The organism is Mesorhizobium sp. M2A.F.Ca.ET.043.02.1.1 (assembly GCF_003952405.1).
Classification (GTDB): Bacteria; Pseudomonadota; Alphaproteobacteria; order Rhizobiales; family Rhizobiaceae; genus Mesorhizobium.
In genome coordinates this window covers 6,302,258-6,316,941 of sequence record NZ_CP034445.1, presented here as the reverse complement: position 1 = coordinate 6,316,941, position 14,684 = coordinate 6,302,258, and the positions used below count along the sequence as shown (strand labels likewise).

Annotated in this window: 16 protein-coding genes; 3 read left to right on the top strand and 13 right to left on the bottom strand. The window is 63.8% G+C overall.

What is annotated here, in order from left to right:
- Positions 1 to 14 precede the first annotated feature (14 nt).
- A complete protein-coding gene (locus tag EJ068_RS30415; RefSeq protein ID WP_348639318.1) occupies positions 15 to 893 on the bottom strand; it encodes an ABC transporter substrate-binding protein in 879 nt (292 codons plus the stop codon).
- Between the two features lie 273 nt (positions 894 to 1,166).
- Here EJ068_RS30415 and EJ068_RS30410 point away from each other — a divergent pair, with 273 nt between their 5' ends.
- On the top strand, positions 1,167 to 1,739 hold the full coding sequence (locus tag EJ068_RS30410) for an NADPH-dependent FMN reductase (protein WP_126082936.1): 573 nt from the start codon (positions 1,167 to 1,169) through the stop codon (positions 1,737 to 1,739).
- Between the two features lie 46 nt (positions 1,740 to 1,785).
- Here EJ068_RS30410 and EJ068_RS30405 read toward each other — a convergent pair whose 3' ends face one another.
- The 8 genes from EJ068_RS30405 to glyA form a co-directional block, all read right to left on the bottom strand.
- Positions 1,786 to 3,006 carry an MFS transporter gene (locus EJ068_RS30405; protein ID WP_126082937.1) on the bottom strand — a complete coding sequence of 407 codons (1,221 nt, stop codon included), beginning with the start codon at positions 3,004 to 3,006 and terminating at the stop codon, positions 1,786 to 1,788.
- On the bottom strand, positions 3,003 to 3,497 hold the full coding sequence (gene nusB / locus EJ068_RS30400; RefSeq protein ID WP_040999924.1) for a transcription antitermination factor NusB: 495 nt from the start codon (positions 3,495 to 3,497) through the stop codon (positions 3,003 to 3,005). The genes EJ068_RS30405 and nusB overlap by 4 nt, the downstream gene beginning before the upstream one ends.
- Positions 3,494 to 3,988, bottom strand: coding sequence for a 6,7-dimethyl-8-ribityllumazine synthase (gene ribH / locus EJ068_RS30395; protein WP_127386258.1), 495 nt, complete (start codon positions 3,986 to 3,988; stop codon positions 3,494 to 3,496). The genes nusB and ribH overlap by 4 nt, the downstream gene beginning before the upstream one ends.
- 246 nt (positions 3,989 to 4,234) lie before the next feature.
- Complete coding sequence (locus EJ068_RS30390; RefSeq protein ID WP_127252406.1) at positions 4,235 to 4,852, bottom strand: riboflavin synthase; 618 nt, start codon at positions 4,850 to 4,852, stop codon at positions 4,235 to 4,237.
- Positions 4,853 to 4,913: 61 nt separating this feature from the next.
- Positions 4,914 to 6,041, bottom strand: a complete 1,128-nt coding sequence (ribD, locus tag EJ068_RS30385; RefSeq protein ID WP_189342305.1) for a bifunctional diaminohydroxyphosphoribosylaminopyrimidine deaminase/5-amino-6-(5-phosphoribosylamino)uracil reductase RibD — start codon at positions 6,039 to 6,041, stop codon at positions 4,914 to 4,916.
- A 2-nt stretch (positions 6,042 to 6,043) separates the two neighbouring features.
- Positions 6,044 to 6,523, bottom strand: a complete 480-nt coding sequence (gene nrdR / locus EJ068_RS30380; protein WP_126082941.1) for a transcriptional regulator NrdR — start codon at positions 6,521 to 6,523, stop codon at positions 6,044 to 6,046.
- A gap of 112 nt (positions 6,524 to 6,635) precedes the next feature.
- The gene (locus tag EJ068_RS30375) at positions 6,636 to 7,229 is read right to left on the bottom strand and encodes a hypothetical protein (protein ID WP_245463292.1); all 594 of its coding nucleotides are present in this window, start codon (positions 7,227 to 7,229) and stop codon (positions 6,636 to 6,638) included.
- Between the two features lie 107 nt (positions 7,230 to 7,336).
- Positions 7,337 to 8,650 carry a serine hydroxymethyltransferase gene (glyA, locus tag EJ068_RS30370; protein WP_128315260.1) on the bottom strand — a complete coding sequence of 438 codons (1,314 nt, stop codon included), beginning with the start codon at positions 8,648 to 8,650 and terminating at the stop codon, positions 7,337 to 7,339.
- Positions 8,651 to 9,414: 764 nt separating this feature from the next.
- On the opposite strand from glyA, the gene EJ068_RS33575 reads away from it, so the two are divergent.
- The gene (locus EJ068_RS33575; RefSeq protein ID WP_245463291.1) at positions 9,415 to 9,903 is read left to right on the top strand and encodes a hypothetical protein; all 489 of its coding nucleotides are present in this window, start codon (positions 9,415 to 9,417) and stop codon (positions 9,901 to 9,903) included.
- Between the two features lie 11 nt (positions 9,904 to 9,914).
- Entirely contained in the window at positions 9,915 to 10,139 is a 225-nt protein-coding gene (locus EJ068_RS33570; protein WP_281059007.1) for a helix-turn-helix transcriptional regulator, read from the top strand.
- A 471-nt stretch (positions 10,140 to 10,610) separates the two neighbouring features.
- Here EJ068_RS33570 and EJ068_RS30360 read toward each other — a convergent pair whose 3' ends face one another.
- From EJ068_RS30360 to EJ068_RS30345, 4 genes are all read right to left on the bottom strand, one after another.
- A complete protein-coding gene (locus tag EJ068_RS30360) occupies positions 10,611 to 11,864 on the bottom strand; it encodes a L,D-transpeptidase family protein (protein ID WP_129554965.1) in 1,254 nt (417 codons plus the stop codon).
- 475 nt (positions 11,865 to 12,339) lie between these two features.
- Positions 12,340 to 12,855: a MarR family winged helix-turn-helix transcriptional regulator gene (locus tag EJ068_RS30355; protein ID WP_040983294.1), complete on the bottom strand. Its 516-nt coding sequence runs from the start codon at positions 12,853 to 12,855 to the stop codon at positions 12,340 to 12,342.
- A gap of 239 nt (positions 12,856 to 13,094) precedes the next feature.
- On the bottom strand, positions 13,095 to 13,517 hold the full coding sequence (locus EJ068_RS30350) for a DUF6163 family protein (RefSeq protein WP_127252413.1): 423 nt from the start codon (positions 13,515 to 13,517) through the stop codon (positions 13,095 to 13,097).
- Positions 13,514 to 14,557: an enoyl-CoA hydratase/isomerase family protein gene (locus EJ068_RS30345; RefSeq protein WP_127386259.1), complete on the bottom strand. Its 1,044-nt coding sequence runs from the start codon at positions 14,555 to 14,557 to the stop codon at positions 13,514 to 13,516. The genes EJ068_RS30350 and EJ068_RS30345 overlap by 4 nt, the downstream gene beginning before the upstream one ends.
- Between the last annotated feature and the right edge of the window lie 127 nt (positions 14,558 to 14,684).

Here is a 14,684-nt window from a genome sequence, read left to right as displayed (position 1 = left end):
GCGCCGAGCTCACCTCACTTCAAGAGCCCGTTCTTCTTCAGAAAATCCTCCGCCACGCCCTTGGCAGGCTCGCCACCCAGTTGGACGCGGCCATTGAGCTCCTGCAGGGTGACGAGATCGAGCTTGGCGAAGACCGGCTTCAGCAGCGCCTCGATTTCGGGATGCTGCTTAAGGACCTCTTCGCGGATGATCGGTGCCGGCTGGTAGACCGGCTGCACACCCTTGTCGTCCTCGAGCACGACGAGGCCGGAGGGCTGGATGCCGCCGTCGGTGCCATAGACCATGGCGGCGTTGGCGCCGTTGGTCTGGTTGGCGGCGGCAGCGATGGTTGCCGCGGTGTCTCCGCCGGAGAGGGTGATCAACTGGTCCGGCTTCAGCATGAACCCGTAGGTCGTCTGGAAGGCGGGGAGCGCCGCCGCCGAATTCACGAACTCGGCGGAAGCCGCGAGCACCACCTTGCCGCCGCCGGCGACATACTTGCCGAAGTCCGACAAGGTGGCGAGCTTGTTCTCGTCAGCCACTTCCTTGCGCAGCGCGATCGCCCAGGTGTTGTTGGCCGGCGACGGCGACAGCCACACGATCTTGTTGGCATCGTAGTCGAGCTTCTTGGCGGTCTCGTAGCCCTTGGCGGCGTCCTTCCAGACCGGATCGTCGGCCTTCTGGAAGAAGAAGGCGGCATTACCCGTATATTCTGGATAGATGTCGATCTCGCCAGCGGTGATCGCCTTACGCACCACGGGCGTCGCGCCGAGCTGGATGCGGTCGGTGGTCTTGATGTTGTTGGCGTTGAGCACGAGCTGGATGATGTTGCTCAGCACGCCGCCTTCGGTGTCGATCTTGGAAGACACCACCACCTGGGCATTCGCCGATGCCGTCGCAATACCAAGCGCCATCGCCGCGAAAGCGAGCTTTCTAGCTGAAAACATTGTGAAAATCCCTTGCTATAAGCCGATCAGTCGGTGGTCGCATATGAGCACAGCTTCAACGGCCGGTCGGGGCATACGGTTTCATAACTAGGGGAATACACGCAATAATTTTGTTCGGCCAGACGAAGGCCACGGCCGCACCCCGCCATGGCTATGCCGACCTAAGGTCGGCTGGCGGCCTGCCCTGTTCTGGGGGATATTAGGGAAAGGCGGGTCGGCGGCCAAAACAGGGAGTGGGTCATGGCCAAGCATAAAGTCGGCTACCTCATCGGCAGCCTTGCCAAGGGCTCCATCAACCGCAAGCTTGCGAAGGCCCTCGTGAAACTGGCGCCGCCCGAACTTGAGATGACGGAAATCCCCTTCAAGGACCTGCCGCTCTACAGCTACGACTATGATGCCGACTTTCCGCCGGTCGCCCTGGAGTTCAAGAAGGCCATCGCGTCCGTCCAGGCAGTGCTTTTCGTCACGCCGGAATATAACCGCTCGATCCCCGGCGGCCTGAAGAACGCAATCGACTGGGCGAGCAGGCCCTACGGCAAGAACTCTTTCGCCCGCAAACCGACTGCCGTCATCGGAACCTCGCCAGGCGCGATCGCGACAGCCGTCGCCCAGCAGAGCCTGCGCAGCGTGCTCAGCTTCTGCAACGCACCCCAGATGAACTCTCCCGAAGCCTATATCCAGTTTACCCCGGGATTGATCACCGACGACGGCGAGGTGACTGTGGCGTCAACCGAAACATTCCTGCGCAATTACATGGACGAGTTCCACATGTTCATAGCGCGGGTGCTGCAGGTGCTCCCGCCTGATGCATGACGCCGGCCGTTTCGGACTTGTCGCCGGAACGGCCTCGGCACCTTCCTCAGCGTTCGCGGGAGCCTACCATCCTCAACGTGCCGAGCGCGACAAAGCAAAGCGCGACGACCGGGAAGACGACCCAGTTGAGCATCGTCCAGCCCCATGCGTTGTAGATCGCGCCTGACATGAGCGAGGAGAAGGCGACGGAGCCGAACAGGACGAAGTCGTGGAAACCCTGCACCTTGCTTTTCTCGGAGGGGCGGTAGCTGGCCGCGACCATGGCCGTTGCGCCGATGAAGCCGAAGTTCCAGCCAAGCCCGAGCAGGATCAGCGCGGTCCAGAATTGCCACAGATGCAGTCCGGAAAGCGCCACCGTGGCGCAGCCGATCAGGAGCACGAGGCCAGTGGCCAGGATGCGTTCGGCGCCGAAGCGATGGATCAGCGAGCCGGTGAAGAAGCTCGGCCCGAACATGGCCATGACGTGCCAGGAAATGCCCAGCGTCGCATCGTCTTCCGACAGGCCGCAGCCGACCATGGCGAGCGGCGCGCCGGTCATGACGAAGCTCATCAGCGCGTAGCTGCCGACGGTGCAGAAAAGTGCTGCGACGAAACGCGGCTGGGTGACGATTTCAGCCAGCGGCCGGCCATCGCTTGCAGCGGTTTCGGTGACGGTGTTGGTCGTTGAAGACACACGCAGGAACGACAGGATAAGCGCGCCAACCGCCGCAAGCGGCAGGATCGAAGCGAAAGATCCCGCGAACATAACTGGGGCCAGCAGTTCGCGGGTGTAAATGACGATCTGCGGTCCAAGGATGGCGGTGACGATGCCGCCCGCTAGCACAAAGGAGATGGCGCGCGCCTTGAATTGCGGCGGCGCGTTGTCGGCGGCCGCGAAGCGAAACTGCTGCACGAAGGCGCCGCCGACGCCGATCACGCAAAGGCCGAAGGCAAACAGCCAAAAGCTCGCCTGGAAGAGCGCGAGGGTCGCGATCAGGGCGCCGAGCGCGGTGACCACGGTGCCGGTCATGAAGCCGCCGCGATAGCCGAGGCTGCGGATGATGGCGGCGGCCGGCAAGGCTCCGAGCGCCACGCCGAGATTGAAGCCGGTGATCGGCGCCGTCGCGAGAGACTTGTCGGGACCGAGCAGGTATTGCCCGGCCAGCGCGCCGAGCGATATGGCGATCGGAGCGGCCGAACCGACGATCGCCTGCGCGGCGGCAAGCAGGACGGCTGTGCGGCGCCCTTCCCTGCCGGTCGCGGCGACCGCGGCCGTTGCGGTCGTCACGAAGCGTCCTTGCCGCGCCCCTCACCGCGAACCCGGCGCGAGACGCGATCGAGAACGGCATTCACCAGCTTGGGTTCGTCTTCCTCGTAAAAAGCTTTTGCGATGTCGACATATTCGGACACGATCACGGCCACCGGCACGTCTTCGCGCTTCATCAATTCGTAGACGCCGGCGCGCAGGATAGCGCGCAGCGTCGAATCCAGCCGCGACAGCGGCCAATCCTCGGTCAGCGCCTGGCGGATGACGGGGTCGATGGTCTTCTGGTTCTCGACGACGCCGGTCAGGATGGCGCGGAACCATTGCGCGTCCGCCTCGCGGTAGAGCGCGCCATCGACTTCCTTGCCGAGGCGGAAGGCCTCATATTCGGCCGTGATCTCGAAGACGCCGCTGCCGGCCACATCCATCTGATAAAGCGCCTGAACGGCAGCAAGACGGGCGGCGCCGCGCTTGTTGGCGTGGCGCACCGCTCCGGTCGAGGCAGGCTCGGTCACGATTGGGCTCCGAATTTTTCTTTGAGCGCGATCATGGTCAGCGCCGCGCGGGCGGCGAAGCCACCCTTGTCGCCCTCGGTCTTCTTCGCGCGCGTCCATGCCTGCGCGTCGTCCTCTGTGGTCAGGATACCGTTGCCGATCGCGATCGCCTCCTGCACCGCAAGGTCCATCAGCGCGCGGCTCGATTCATTGGCGACGATGTCGAAATGATAGGTGTCACCGCGGATGATGGTGCCGAGCGCGACAAAGCCGTCATAAGGCGTGCCGCCTTCGGCGGCGCCATCGAGCGCGAAGGTGATGACGGCCGGTATCTCCAGCGAACCGGGAACCGTCACCACGTCATAGGTGGCGCCGGCCTCATCGAGCGCGCCGGTCGCGCCTTCGAGCAAAGCGTCGGCGAGATCGTCATGAAAACGCGCTTCGACAATGAGCAGATGCGCCTTCGCCTTCGGGCGAATGAACGCTTTGCCGTGTTGGGATGTGCCTGCCATAAAAGTCTCCGGGGGGTTGCCGGTGACTTAGGCCGAAGCGGGGTTGATCGCAAGCGGAAGATGCTGGGCGCGACGTTCTGTGGCCTAGTCAGGCTGGCGCGTTTACGGTCTCCACGCACCTTACGAGGTTCTTGACCCAAGCCTCTACCTCCCTGTGATCGATCACTCGGCCGGCATCGACATCCGCCAACGCGTCAAGAGTCATCTGTCGGTGGTCAGCCCTCTCTTCGTCTCCGGCGGGATCCATCAAAGCCCCTCTTTCGGCGCCTCCGCCAAGCGCGCGGCGTAGCGGGCCATCGTGTCGATCTCGATGTTGACGCGGTCGCCGGCCTGGCGCTCACCCCAGATGGTAACGGTCAGCGAGTGATGGATAAGAAGAACGTCGAAGCGGGTGCCCTCGACCTTGTTGACGGTGAGCGATGTGCCGTCGAGTGCGACCGAACCCTTCGGCGCGATGAACTTCGCCAGATGGCGCGGCGCCTCCAGCGTGAAGCGCACGGCGTCGCCCTCCTCCTTGCGCTCGACGATCTCGGCGGTGCCGTCGACATGGCCGGAGATGATGTGGCCGCCGAGCTCGTCGCCGATCTTCAGCGCCCGTTCGAGATTGATCCGGGTGCCTGATTTCCAGCTCGACGCGGTGGTCAGCCTCAACGCTTCCTCCCAGGCCTCGACCTCGAACCAGCGCGCGTTCGAGCCATGTTCGGGGAGCGCCGTGACGGTAAGGCAGACGCCGCCGCAGGAAATCGAGGCGCCGATGGCGATGGTCTCCGGATCGTAGGCGGTGTCGATGCGCAGGCCGACGCCTTCGGCGAGCGGCTTCACAGCGGCTACCGTGCCAACGTCAGTCACAATTCCCGTAAACATCAAAGAGTTTCTTTCGTTTTGACCATGATCTGATCCAAAAACCGGTTCCCACTTTTTGGGATCATGGTCTTACCCACTCGGCGTAGCTGTCCTCGCCGAAGCGCATGTCGCGCAGTTTGCGAAATCCAGCCGGGATATGATCGGCGTCGATCGGCGATGCAATACCGTCTTCGCCAATGGCGTCCGGCCCCTGGAACAGCACGATACGGTCGACAAGGTCTTCCTCGAGGAAGGCCTTGGCCACCTTGGCGCCGCCTTCGACCAAAACGCTTGCCATGCCGAGCGCGGCAAGGTCTTCCAGCAATTCCGGCAAAGCGACGACGCCGTCATGGGTTTCGGTGCCGATGAAGCGCACGCCGGCGCGTTCGAGCGCGGCCCGCCTGTGCGGGTCGGCTTCCAGACATGCGGCGACATAGAGCGGGACGCGGTCGACGCCGGACACCAGCTTGGATGTCTCCGGCAACCGGATCTGCCGATCGAGGATGATGCGCGCGGGCGAGCGGTTCTCCAGTCCCGGCAGGCGCACGGTCAGCGCCGGGTCGTCCTCGAGCGCGGTGCCGATGCCGATCAGGATGGCGTCGGACTCGGCGCGCATCAGATAGACGTCGCGCCGCGCGATCTCGCCGGTGATCGCGACCTGGCCGGCGCCCTTGCGGCCGATCTTGCCGTCGCTCGAAAGCGCAAGCTTCAGAGTTACTTCCGGACGCTTCTTGAGAGAACGAGTGAGATAGCCGGCCATCTGCTCGGCGGCCTCGGCTGCCAGCACCTTCTCCACCACCTCGACACCGGCGGCGCGCAGGATGGCGTAGCCTTTGCCGGAGACGCGCGGATCGGGATCGCTGGCAGCGCCAACGACACGCGCGATGCCGGCATTGACCAGCGCGTTGGCGCAAGGCGGCGTGCGGCCGTGATGGGCGCAAGGCTCCAATGTCACATAAGCGGTGGCGCCTCGGGCCAGTTCACCGGCCTCGGCGAGCGCTTCTGTCTCGGCATGCGGGCGGCCGCCCACGGCGGTCACGCCGGTGCCGACGATCATCGGACCGGCGCCGTCGTCGCGCACGATGATGGTGCCGACGGAAGGATTGGTCGAGGTGCGGCCGGCATTGCGGCGCGACAGCCTGATGGCCGCGGCCATGAAACGGCGATCAAGGGCCGCCTGCGCGGCCTCGTCCAGTCGCGGTCCTGCCATGATCAGCCGGCGTCCTCTTCGGTCTTTTCCTCGTCGCCCTTCAACTCGCCCAGCAGCTCGTGAAAATCCCTGGCCTCGCGGAAATTGCGATAGACCGAGGCGAAGCGCACATAGGCGACGTCATCCAGCGACTTCAGCGCCTCCATGACCAGGCGGCCGACCTCGCCTGAAGCGATCTCGGTCTCGCCCGAGCTTTCGAGCTGGCGCACGATGCCGGTGACCGCGCGGTCGATGCGCTCGGGGTCGACATTGCGCTTGCGCACGGCGATCTCGACGGAGCGCAGCAGCTTGTCGCGGTCGAAAGGCACCTTGCGGCCGGACTTCTTGACGACGACGAGGTCGCGCAGCTGGACGCGCTCGAAGGTGGTGAAGCGGCCGCCGCAATCCGGGCACACCCGCCGCCTGCGGATCGCCGCGCCATCCTCGGCGGGACGCGAATCCTTCACCTGCGTATCTTCGGACTGGCAATAGGGGCAGCGCATGGAGAGCCTTGGGTTCGCGATTCTGTGGGCGACAGGCTTAGAGCCTTTTATGCCTCAGAGATAGCGATGCATAAGCAAGATTGCCAGCGGCTTACCCCGCCGGCCGACAGTGTCAGGGCGCGACATCCTTGGTCGAAAACCCGCAGGAGGTGCCGAGATTGCGATAGGCCTTGGTGAAGCCGTCCATCGGGATGCTGGTGACCTGCTGCTTGCCGAAGGTCACGTCGAGCGACGTCACCTTGCGCATGGCGCGCAGCAAAGCAAGGCTGGTCTTGGCCTGGTTGTCGACCATCCAGCTCGGACGGCCGCCCGCGGCCGCGTTGGAGCTTACGGTCGCGGCGACCTTCACGCCGGGGTCGCCGAAAGTCGCGGCGATCTTGTCGCCCGTCGGCAGGGTCTTGTTGTCGATGATGAACATGATGGCCGGATAGGCATCCGGCGGCAGCGCGTCGCCGGTCGAGATCGACAGGGTCAGGGAGCCGGCGTTGCCGTCGCCATCGACGAAAGCCGTCGAGGCGGCGCAGGTTTTGTGTGCGTCCTGTCCGGTATCGAGCGTATCGATGATGGTGGTCCACCTGCCGAAGGTTTTGGTGGCCGGCATGTCGGAGGCGGACTGCGTCTGCTCCTGAGCAATTGCGCCGGTCAGGGCGAAGGCGGTCAGCGAGCCTGACAAGGCCAAGGCGACAAGGTGGAAAGTGCGCATCATCAAGTCTCCGGTAAGCGCGCCGCCCGATCAGGGAGCGGCGCGAAGCGCGAGGATAAAAGATGACGCGCGGCGCCCGGTCAACCGAGGGCTAACAGCCGGCGGAAGGATCAACCGAGGTAGGGGTAGAGCGGGAAGCGGTCGGTCAGCGCCGTGACCTTGGCCTTCACCGCGGCCTCGACCGCTGCATTGCCTTCGTCGGAATTCGCCACCTTCAGCCCGTCCAGCACCTCGGCGATCAGCTTGCCGATCTCTCGGAATTCGGCCTGGCCGAAGCCGCGCGTTGTGCCGGCCGGCGTGCCGAGGCGCACGCCCGAGGTGACGAACGGCTTTTCCGGATCGAACGGGATCCCGTTCTTGTTGCAGGTGATGTTGGCGCGGCCGAGGGCCGCCTCGGCGCGCTTGCCGGTGGCGTTCTTCGGACGAAGATCGACCAGCATCAAATGGTTGTCGGTACCGCCCGATACGATGTCGAGGCCGGTCTCCTGCAGGCTGGACGCAAGCGCCTTGGCGTTGGCGACGACGCTCTCCGCATAAGCCTTGAAGCTCGGCTTCAGCGCTTCGCCGAGCGCCACCGCCTTGGCGGCGATGACATGCATCAGCGGACCGCCCTGCAAGCCCGGGAAAACCGCCGAGTTCATCTTCTTGGCGATTTCCTCGTCGTTGCACAGGATCATGCCGCCGCGCGGACCGCGCAGCGATTTGTGGGTCGTCGTGGTCACGACATGGGCATAAGGCAGCGGCGACGGGTGCACGCCGCCGGCGACGAGGCCGGCGATATGGGCCATGTCGACCATCAGATAAGCGCCGATCGAATCGGCGATCTCGCGGAAACGCTTCCAGTCCCAGATACGCGAATAGGCGGTGCCACCGGCCAGGATCAGCTTCGGCTTGGTCTCATGCGCGGTCTTCTCGATCGCGTCCATGTCGAGGAGGTGATCGTCCTTGCGCACGCCATAGGAGACGACCTTGAACCACTTGCCGCTCATATTGACCGGCGAGCCGTGCGTGAGGTGGCCGCCCGAATTCAGATCGAGCCCCATGAAGGTGTCGCCGGGCTGCAGCAGCGCCAGGAACACCGCCTGATTCATCTGGCTGCCCGAATTCGGCTGAACATTGGCAAAGTTGCAGCCGAACAGCTTTTTCGCGCGCTCGATGGCGAGTTCCTCGGCCACGTCGACGAACTGGCAGCCGCCATAGTAGCGCTTGCCCGGATAGCCCTCGGCATATTTGTTGGTCATGATCGAGCCCTGCGCTTCGAGCACGGCGCGCGACACGATGTTTTCCGACGCGATCAGCTCGATCTCATGGCGCTGGCGGCCAAGCTCGTTGCGGATGGCGCCGAAGATTTCCGGATCGGCGTCGGCAAGCGTGGTCTCGAAGAAGGATTCGAATTTGCTGGAGGCTGCCGCTGCATTTGACATGGCTTGCTTTCCCTTGGGGCCGGAGGTCTGCGAGGTCGCCGCGCATTAACACAGTTGTTTTCGGGCCGCCACGTTTGCGGCGCGAAATTTGCTGGCCGGTTTGCGCCAAGACAAAGCCGCCTGGTTCTAATCCCGCGGTTCCCGGCCCTTGAAGATCGCTTCGGAGAAGGTGATCTCGGTCAACAGCTTGCGCGCCGTGTGGTCGTTGATGTCACCGCGGCGCAGCATCGCCTGCAGTTCGGCGCGCTCGGCCTCGATGCCGGCAAGCCTGAGTTCGATCTCGATGCGGCCGGATTCGGGGGCCTCGGCGCGCAGCGTTCGAAGCGGCCACAGAAGATTTTAGCAAGCCGAAGATGCGCCCGACGGCCAACGCCCACTCTTTCGCCGCAGCCGCGGCGCTTGGTCGAGAGCGTCCCCGACGTCGGGGCGCATCCGGCGGCTCGCGATATCCGGAGCGCCAGCCAAATTCGAAAAAACCGGCCGGCACCCGGCGTCAGCGCAAGGCTGCTAGGGGGCGCCGGGTGGCCGGCCGCCGCGCCAAGGCCCTGGAATCGGCGTGGCAAATGCAGAAGAGGGCACCGGATCCGCACCCTTCCCGCCGGAAGCGCGCGGGTGGCTGGCGCCGCGTCTTTCCTGATACGCGAGGGGCCAACTCCATCAACCTCTCGAAATCGCCGGGTTGACAGACGAAGCGCCCCTGCCCTTGCGGCATGGCACGGCCCGTGCAACCCCGTCTCCCGGGTGGGTTGATACTGGGGCGTGCGATGCTGTCACGATTGATGACGCATGTGGAGGCGGCGTATGCGGCGCCTACGGCCGAAGACGCCAGCGTGGCCTTCTTCGCGGCAATGGAAGATTTCGGCGCCTCCTATCTGCAGACGAGGCTTTACCGCAGGCCGGCGGCAATCCTGACATCGGCCAGCCATTGGGCAGCCGGCGGCTTCATCACCAGGCTGGCACGGAGCGGCTGGCCCGGCAGTCCGGCCTTCGACTATGTCTGCTTCGAATGCAACCCGCTGCTGGGCGTGATCCGCGAGAGCCGCACAAGCTACCGCTTCAGCGATTTCGCGCCGCACGACGATGCGCAATACGGCGCCTATTGGGAGGCGCTGAGCGAGGCGAATTTCGACGACGCCCTCTGCGCCACTTCTTACGGCGCGGGTGGCGTGATCGCCTCGCTGCATCTCGGCTTTCGCCGGCGGGAGTTTGCGCCGGACGAGCGTTCGCCATCCACATGGCAGGCCTTGCCTTGACGGAAAGGCTGATGAGCCTGACCTCGCCGCCCCCGACCACGGCGGTCAGGCTAACGACGCGCGAGCGCGACAGCCTGGCTTTGGTCGCCGAGGGCAAGACCGACTGGGAGATCTCGGTGATCCTCGGCATCGCGGAGGCGACCGTGCGCTTCCATGTCGACAATGCCAGGTGCAAGCTCGGCGCCGTCAACCGCGCGCAAGCGGTGGCGCGGCTGGTGAACCAGCGACTGATATAGCAGTTCGGCAGAGAGGCCAGCAGGTCGGGCGAATATTTACGCTAAGAAGCCGAGTTTAAATGCGGCGAAGGAGCCACCAAGTAGCACTACGACCAGCACGTAGTTTACCCTGGTCAGCAACGACACGGCTCTCGCTTGTTTGGGTTTTGCCGTCAGTGAAATCGCTATCAACGCAAGCACAGTCCCTAACGCCTAGATCGCCACAGTCATTGGCCCGTACCGCATAAGCAATGCAGCGAAATTTCGGAACTCCGCAGCGTCGTCAAACAGTGCAAATCGAGCAACCAAAACGACGGCCAACGCGACTGCAATTGCTTTGATATGCCAACGCATACGTTATCGCCCTCTTGTTATTTCTAGCCTATATCGGGTTGCATCCTTCTTGGAGGTTAACGGCGCCGGCTGCAGAACCCTCATGCCGCAACAAAAAAGCCGCCCCAATGGGCGGCTTGTGCAAACAAGATCAGACGCTTACTGAGCCGAGCTGATCTGCAGCTCCTGGGCGCCATCGAGGGCGTAGATGTCGTCGCGGAACTGCACGACGCCCGGAGCTGTCGACCATGCCGACAGATAGAGGAAGTGCACCGGCACCGGGTTGACCACGTTGATCGGCCTGTTCTCGCCGGTCTTGATCGCCGCCTCGAAATGCTGGCGGTCCCAGCCGGGCGTGTCGCGCAGGATCCAGGTGACGAGGTCGCGCACGTTCTGGACGCGCACGCAGCCCGACGAGTCGAAGCGCATTAGCTTGCCGAACAGGCTCTGCTGCGGCGTGTCGTGCATATAGACGCCGTCCGGGCTCGGGAAGTTGATCTTGACCGAGGCCATCGCATTGTTGTTGCCCGGATCCTGGCGGAAGCGGTATTTCGCGGCATCGTCGGTCGACCAGTCGATGGTCATCGGATCGACCTCGCTGCCGTCCGGCGCGAACAGGCGGATGTGGCTGTCCTTGAGGTAGTTGGGATCCTTCCGCATCAGCGGAATGATATCCTTGCGCACGATCGAGACCGGCGCGTTCCAGTACGGATTGACGATGATCTCGTTGATCTTGGAGTTCACGATCGGCGTCTGGCGATCGATCTTGCCGACGATCGCGGTATGGCGAAGCACGACGCGGTCGTTCTCGACCGCCTCGACCTGGGCCGCCGGAATGTCGACCAGCACATAGCGGCTGCCGAGCGTGCCGGCCTTTTCCTTCAGTCGCTGCAGGTTGGTCTGCAACTGGCCGAGGCGGATCTGCGCCGAGACGTTCATTGCCGTATAGGTGTATTTGCCCATGGCGCCGTCGGCCGGCAGGCCATGGCGGAGTTGGAAGCGCTTGACCGCGGAATCGACATAGGAATCGAAGGCCGTCGAGATGCCGGCGCTCTGCGGCAGGTCGCCCGAGACCATCAAGCGCTTGCGCAGCGGCACGACATCCGGGTCGTCGACGCCGAGCTGCAGCTTCTTGGTCGCCGGAACCTGTTCCCAGCCGCCTTGGGCGACGATGTTCTGGTACTGCGCCACCGCCTGCTCCGTGAAGGCCACCGTCTGCTGGCTGAAGATCGGCAGCGTCGAGGCGACCTTGTTGGTGTCGTTGCCGCGGGCGTCGAACTGGTCGTCCCAATTGCCGCGCGTCGAGGATTTCAGGATATCCCCGATCACGTCCTGGGCGCTGGCCTGGCCGGCGACCACGGCCGCGGCGAGCGCGGAGGCTCCGGTAAGAAAGAAACGGCGGCTGGTTCTCATGGCAGACATTCTTGTTTGATCGCTCTCGCTCAATCGCTTGCCGGGCGGCTTTGTCCGCACTCTAGGGTTGGCAAACTTAACAATTCGCCAACCATGACCCCGCTTCGCCGGCCGCCAGAAACGCGCTGCCGCCACGCAGGTTCCAAGGAGCGCAGGGCATAGGCCCGCAGCTTGACCCGTCATCCGCATTCCACCGCGATTATGGCGGCAACGTGACCTTGGCCCGCGATTTGCATGAGGGGGCGAGGTGAAAGAAATGGGGGCGATGCTTTTTTGCATCGCAGCGACACGAGCGCGCCCTTGTAAAGTCTGCGCCCCTCCCCGTCAGGCACAGAGCTTCAACGCGCGCAGCGATGGTCAAATTACCGTGGATGCCGCCTTTGCAAAAAGAAAGGACCGGCGCGTTCGGCACCGGCCCCATGTTCTTTCCCCTAGGCCGCGCTTCTTCGGCGCGGCTTCGATGTTCTTCGAACGCCTACATCCGGTAAGCGATCGTATCGTTCCAGAAGCGGTCGAGCCGCTGCAGGGCGCGGTTCATCTGCTTGAACTCGTCGGTGTTGATGCCGCCGACCGCTTCGATCGAGCCGACATGGCGCTCGTAGAGGCCCGCGACGACGTCGGCCACCTCGTTGCCCTTCGGCGTCAGCGAGACGCGGACCGAGCGGCGGTCGATGCGTGAGCGCTGGTGGTTGATGAAGCCGAGGTCGACCAGCTTCTTCAGATTGTAGGAGACGTTCGAGCCGAGATAGTAACCGCGCGAACGCAGCTCGCCGGCGGTCAGCTCCGAATTGCCGATGTTGAAGAGCAGCAGCGCCTGGATGGCGTTGATGTCGGAACGGCCGTTGCGGTCGAACTCGTCCTTGATCACGTCAAGCAGACGGCGGTGCAGACGCTCCACCAGCTGCAGCGATTCCATGTACAGCGAACGGATAGCCTCGCGGCGATCGTCAGATACGTTTGCGGTCTTCGCCGCCGGACGCGAATTGATCATTGTCTTTGCCTCTCGTTTGTCGCCTTGGTGATTTTTTGTTTTTCACCTTGATCCCGACACTATCGAATACTCATAAAATTCGACTTAAACGCCAGGGCTAACAAGAGCTTACCGGTAAGAGGTTTCGGAAGACGCTTAACGATCGGTCACCCGAGCAAGAACAATTAACCTAAAGATTTAGCCAACGGTTCCGGGTAGAAAACGCGCCGCGAAATCGGCCCGGAAAACCAGCCCTCGGCTTATTGGCGGAGCTGGCGCTTCTGCAGCCAGATGGTGACCCGGAAGACGATGTAGAGCAAGGCTACGCATGCGTGCGAGATCACGATCAGCAGGCGGTGGCCAAAGAGATCGGGGAAGCCGGCATACATCACCGTCTCGGTCACCGCGCAGATGAACCAGATCACCGGCCCCCAGGACGCCAGCATCCAAAGCCCCGCCGCGGCGAAGGGGAAAAAGACGGCAAGCGTCGTCGCCGCCACCTGCCAATGCACCGGCATCAGGTCGAAGCGCCACAATTCGCCGGGATAGATGCCGATCAGGCGGATCCAGTAGAGGATGCCGAACAGAAGGCAATAGCCGGCGATCACACGCTGGAACCAGGCGAAGATGACCTCGGTGGTCGAGGGCTGCAGCACGACACGCCTGGAGGTGACCTCGCTCACAGGGCGAGTTCCTTGTCTCCGAGCGGCGCGAAATAGGCGTCGATGTCGGCGGCACTGACCTCGTCCAGGCTCGCTGGCCGCCACTGGGGCGTCGACCCCTTGTTGATGATGGCGGCGCGGATGCCTTCATAGAAATCGTGGCCGGCAAGCATGCGGTTGAGGATGCGGAATTCCATCTTCATGCATTCGTCCATCGACAGCGTCGATCCCGCGCTGATCTGGCGCCAGGCGACGTTGAGGCTGGTCGGCGAGCGGGTCTTAAGCGTCGCCAGCGTCTTTGCGGCAAAAGCATCGTCAGCCCCTGCCCGCTCCAGACTGTCGATGATGCCGGCGAGCGAGCTCTGCGAGAAATGGCGCGCGATCGCTTCCAGGTCCTGCCGCTCGGTCTCGCGTTTGGCGGGCACGAAGAAATCGCGCAGCTCGGCATTGGCGTCGCCGCTCGTGGCCAGCTCGTCGAGCAGGCCCGCCTGGTCCCCGGCCTTGATGGTGTGGGTGGCGAGCCCCGACCATAGCGCGTCGCCATAGCGGATGCGGTTTCCGGTCAGCCCCAGATACATGCCGAACGCGCCGCCGAGATCCGGCAGCAGATGGCTGCCGCCGACATCGGGGAAGAAGCCGATGCCGACCTCGGGCATGGCGAACTGCGCGTTTTCGGTCAGCACGCGATGCGAGCCGTGAAAGGAGATGCCGACGCCGCCGCCCATGACGATGCCGTCGATCAGCGCCACATAGGGTTTCTTGAAGCGCGCAATGCGGGCGTTCAGACGATACTCATCGGCGAAGAAGTCGACGGGCGGCCTGCCGGCGCGGCCGGCCTCATAGATGTGCAGGATATCGCCACCGGCGGAAAACGCCCTGCCCTCGGCCTTGACGACGACGACGCCGATGCCCGGATCCTGTTCCCAGGCGTCGAGCGCCTTGCCGAGCGTCTTGACCATGTTGTGCGTGACGGCGTTGAGCGCCTTCGGCCGGGTCAATGTGACCACGCCCGCTCTGCCCAACCGCTCGAAGCGGATCTCGTCGCCGCCGCCAAAATCGATCACCAGGAATCTCTCTCTCCGCCCGCGGGGGAGAAGTGCTAAAGGGGGCGTCGGGACACGTCAATGGTAGCGGTTCGGGGCGGCGGTCCTTGGGCTGGCGGGCGGCCGCGCCAGATGTTAGGTAACC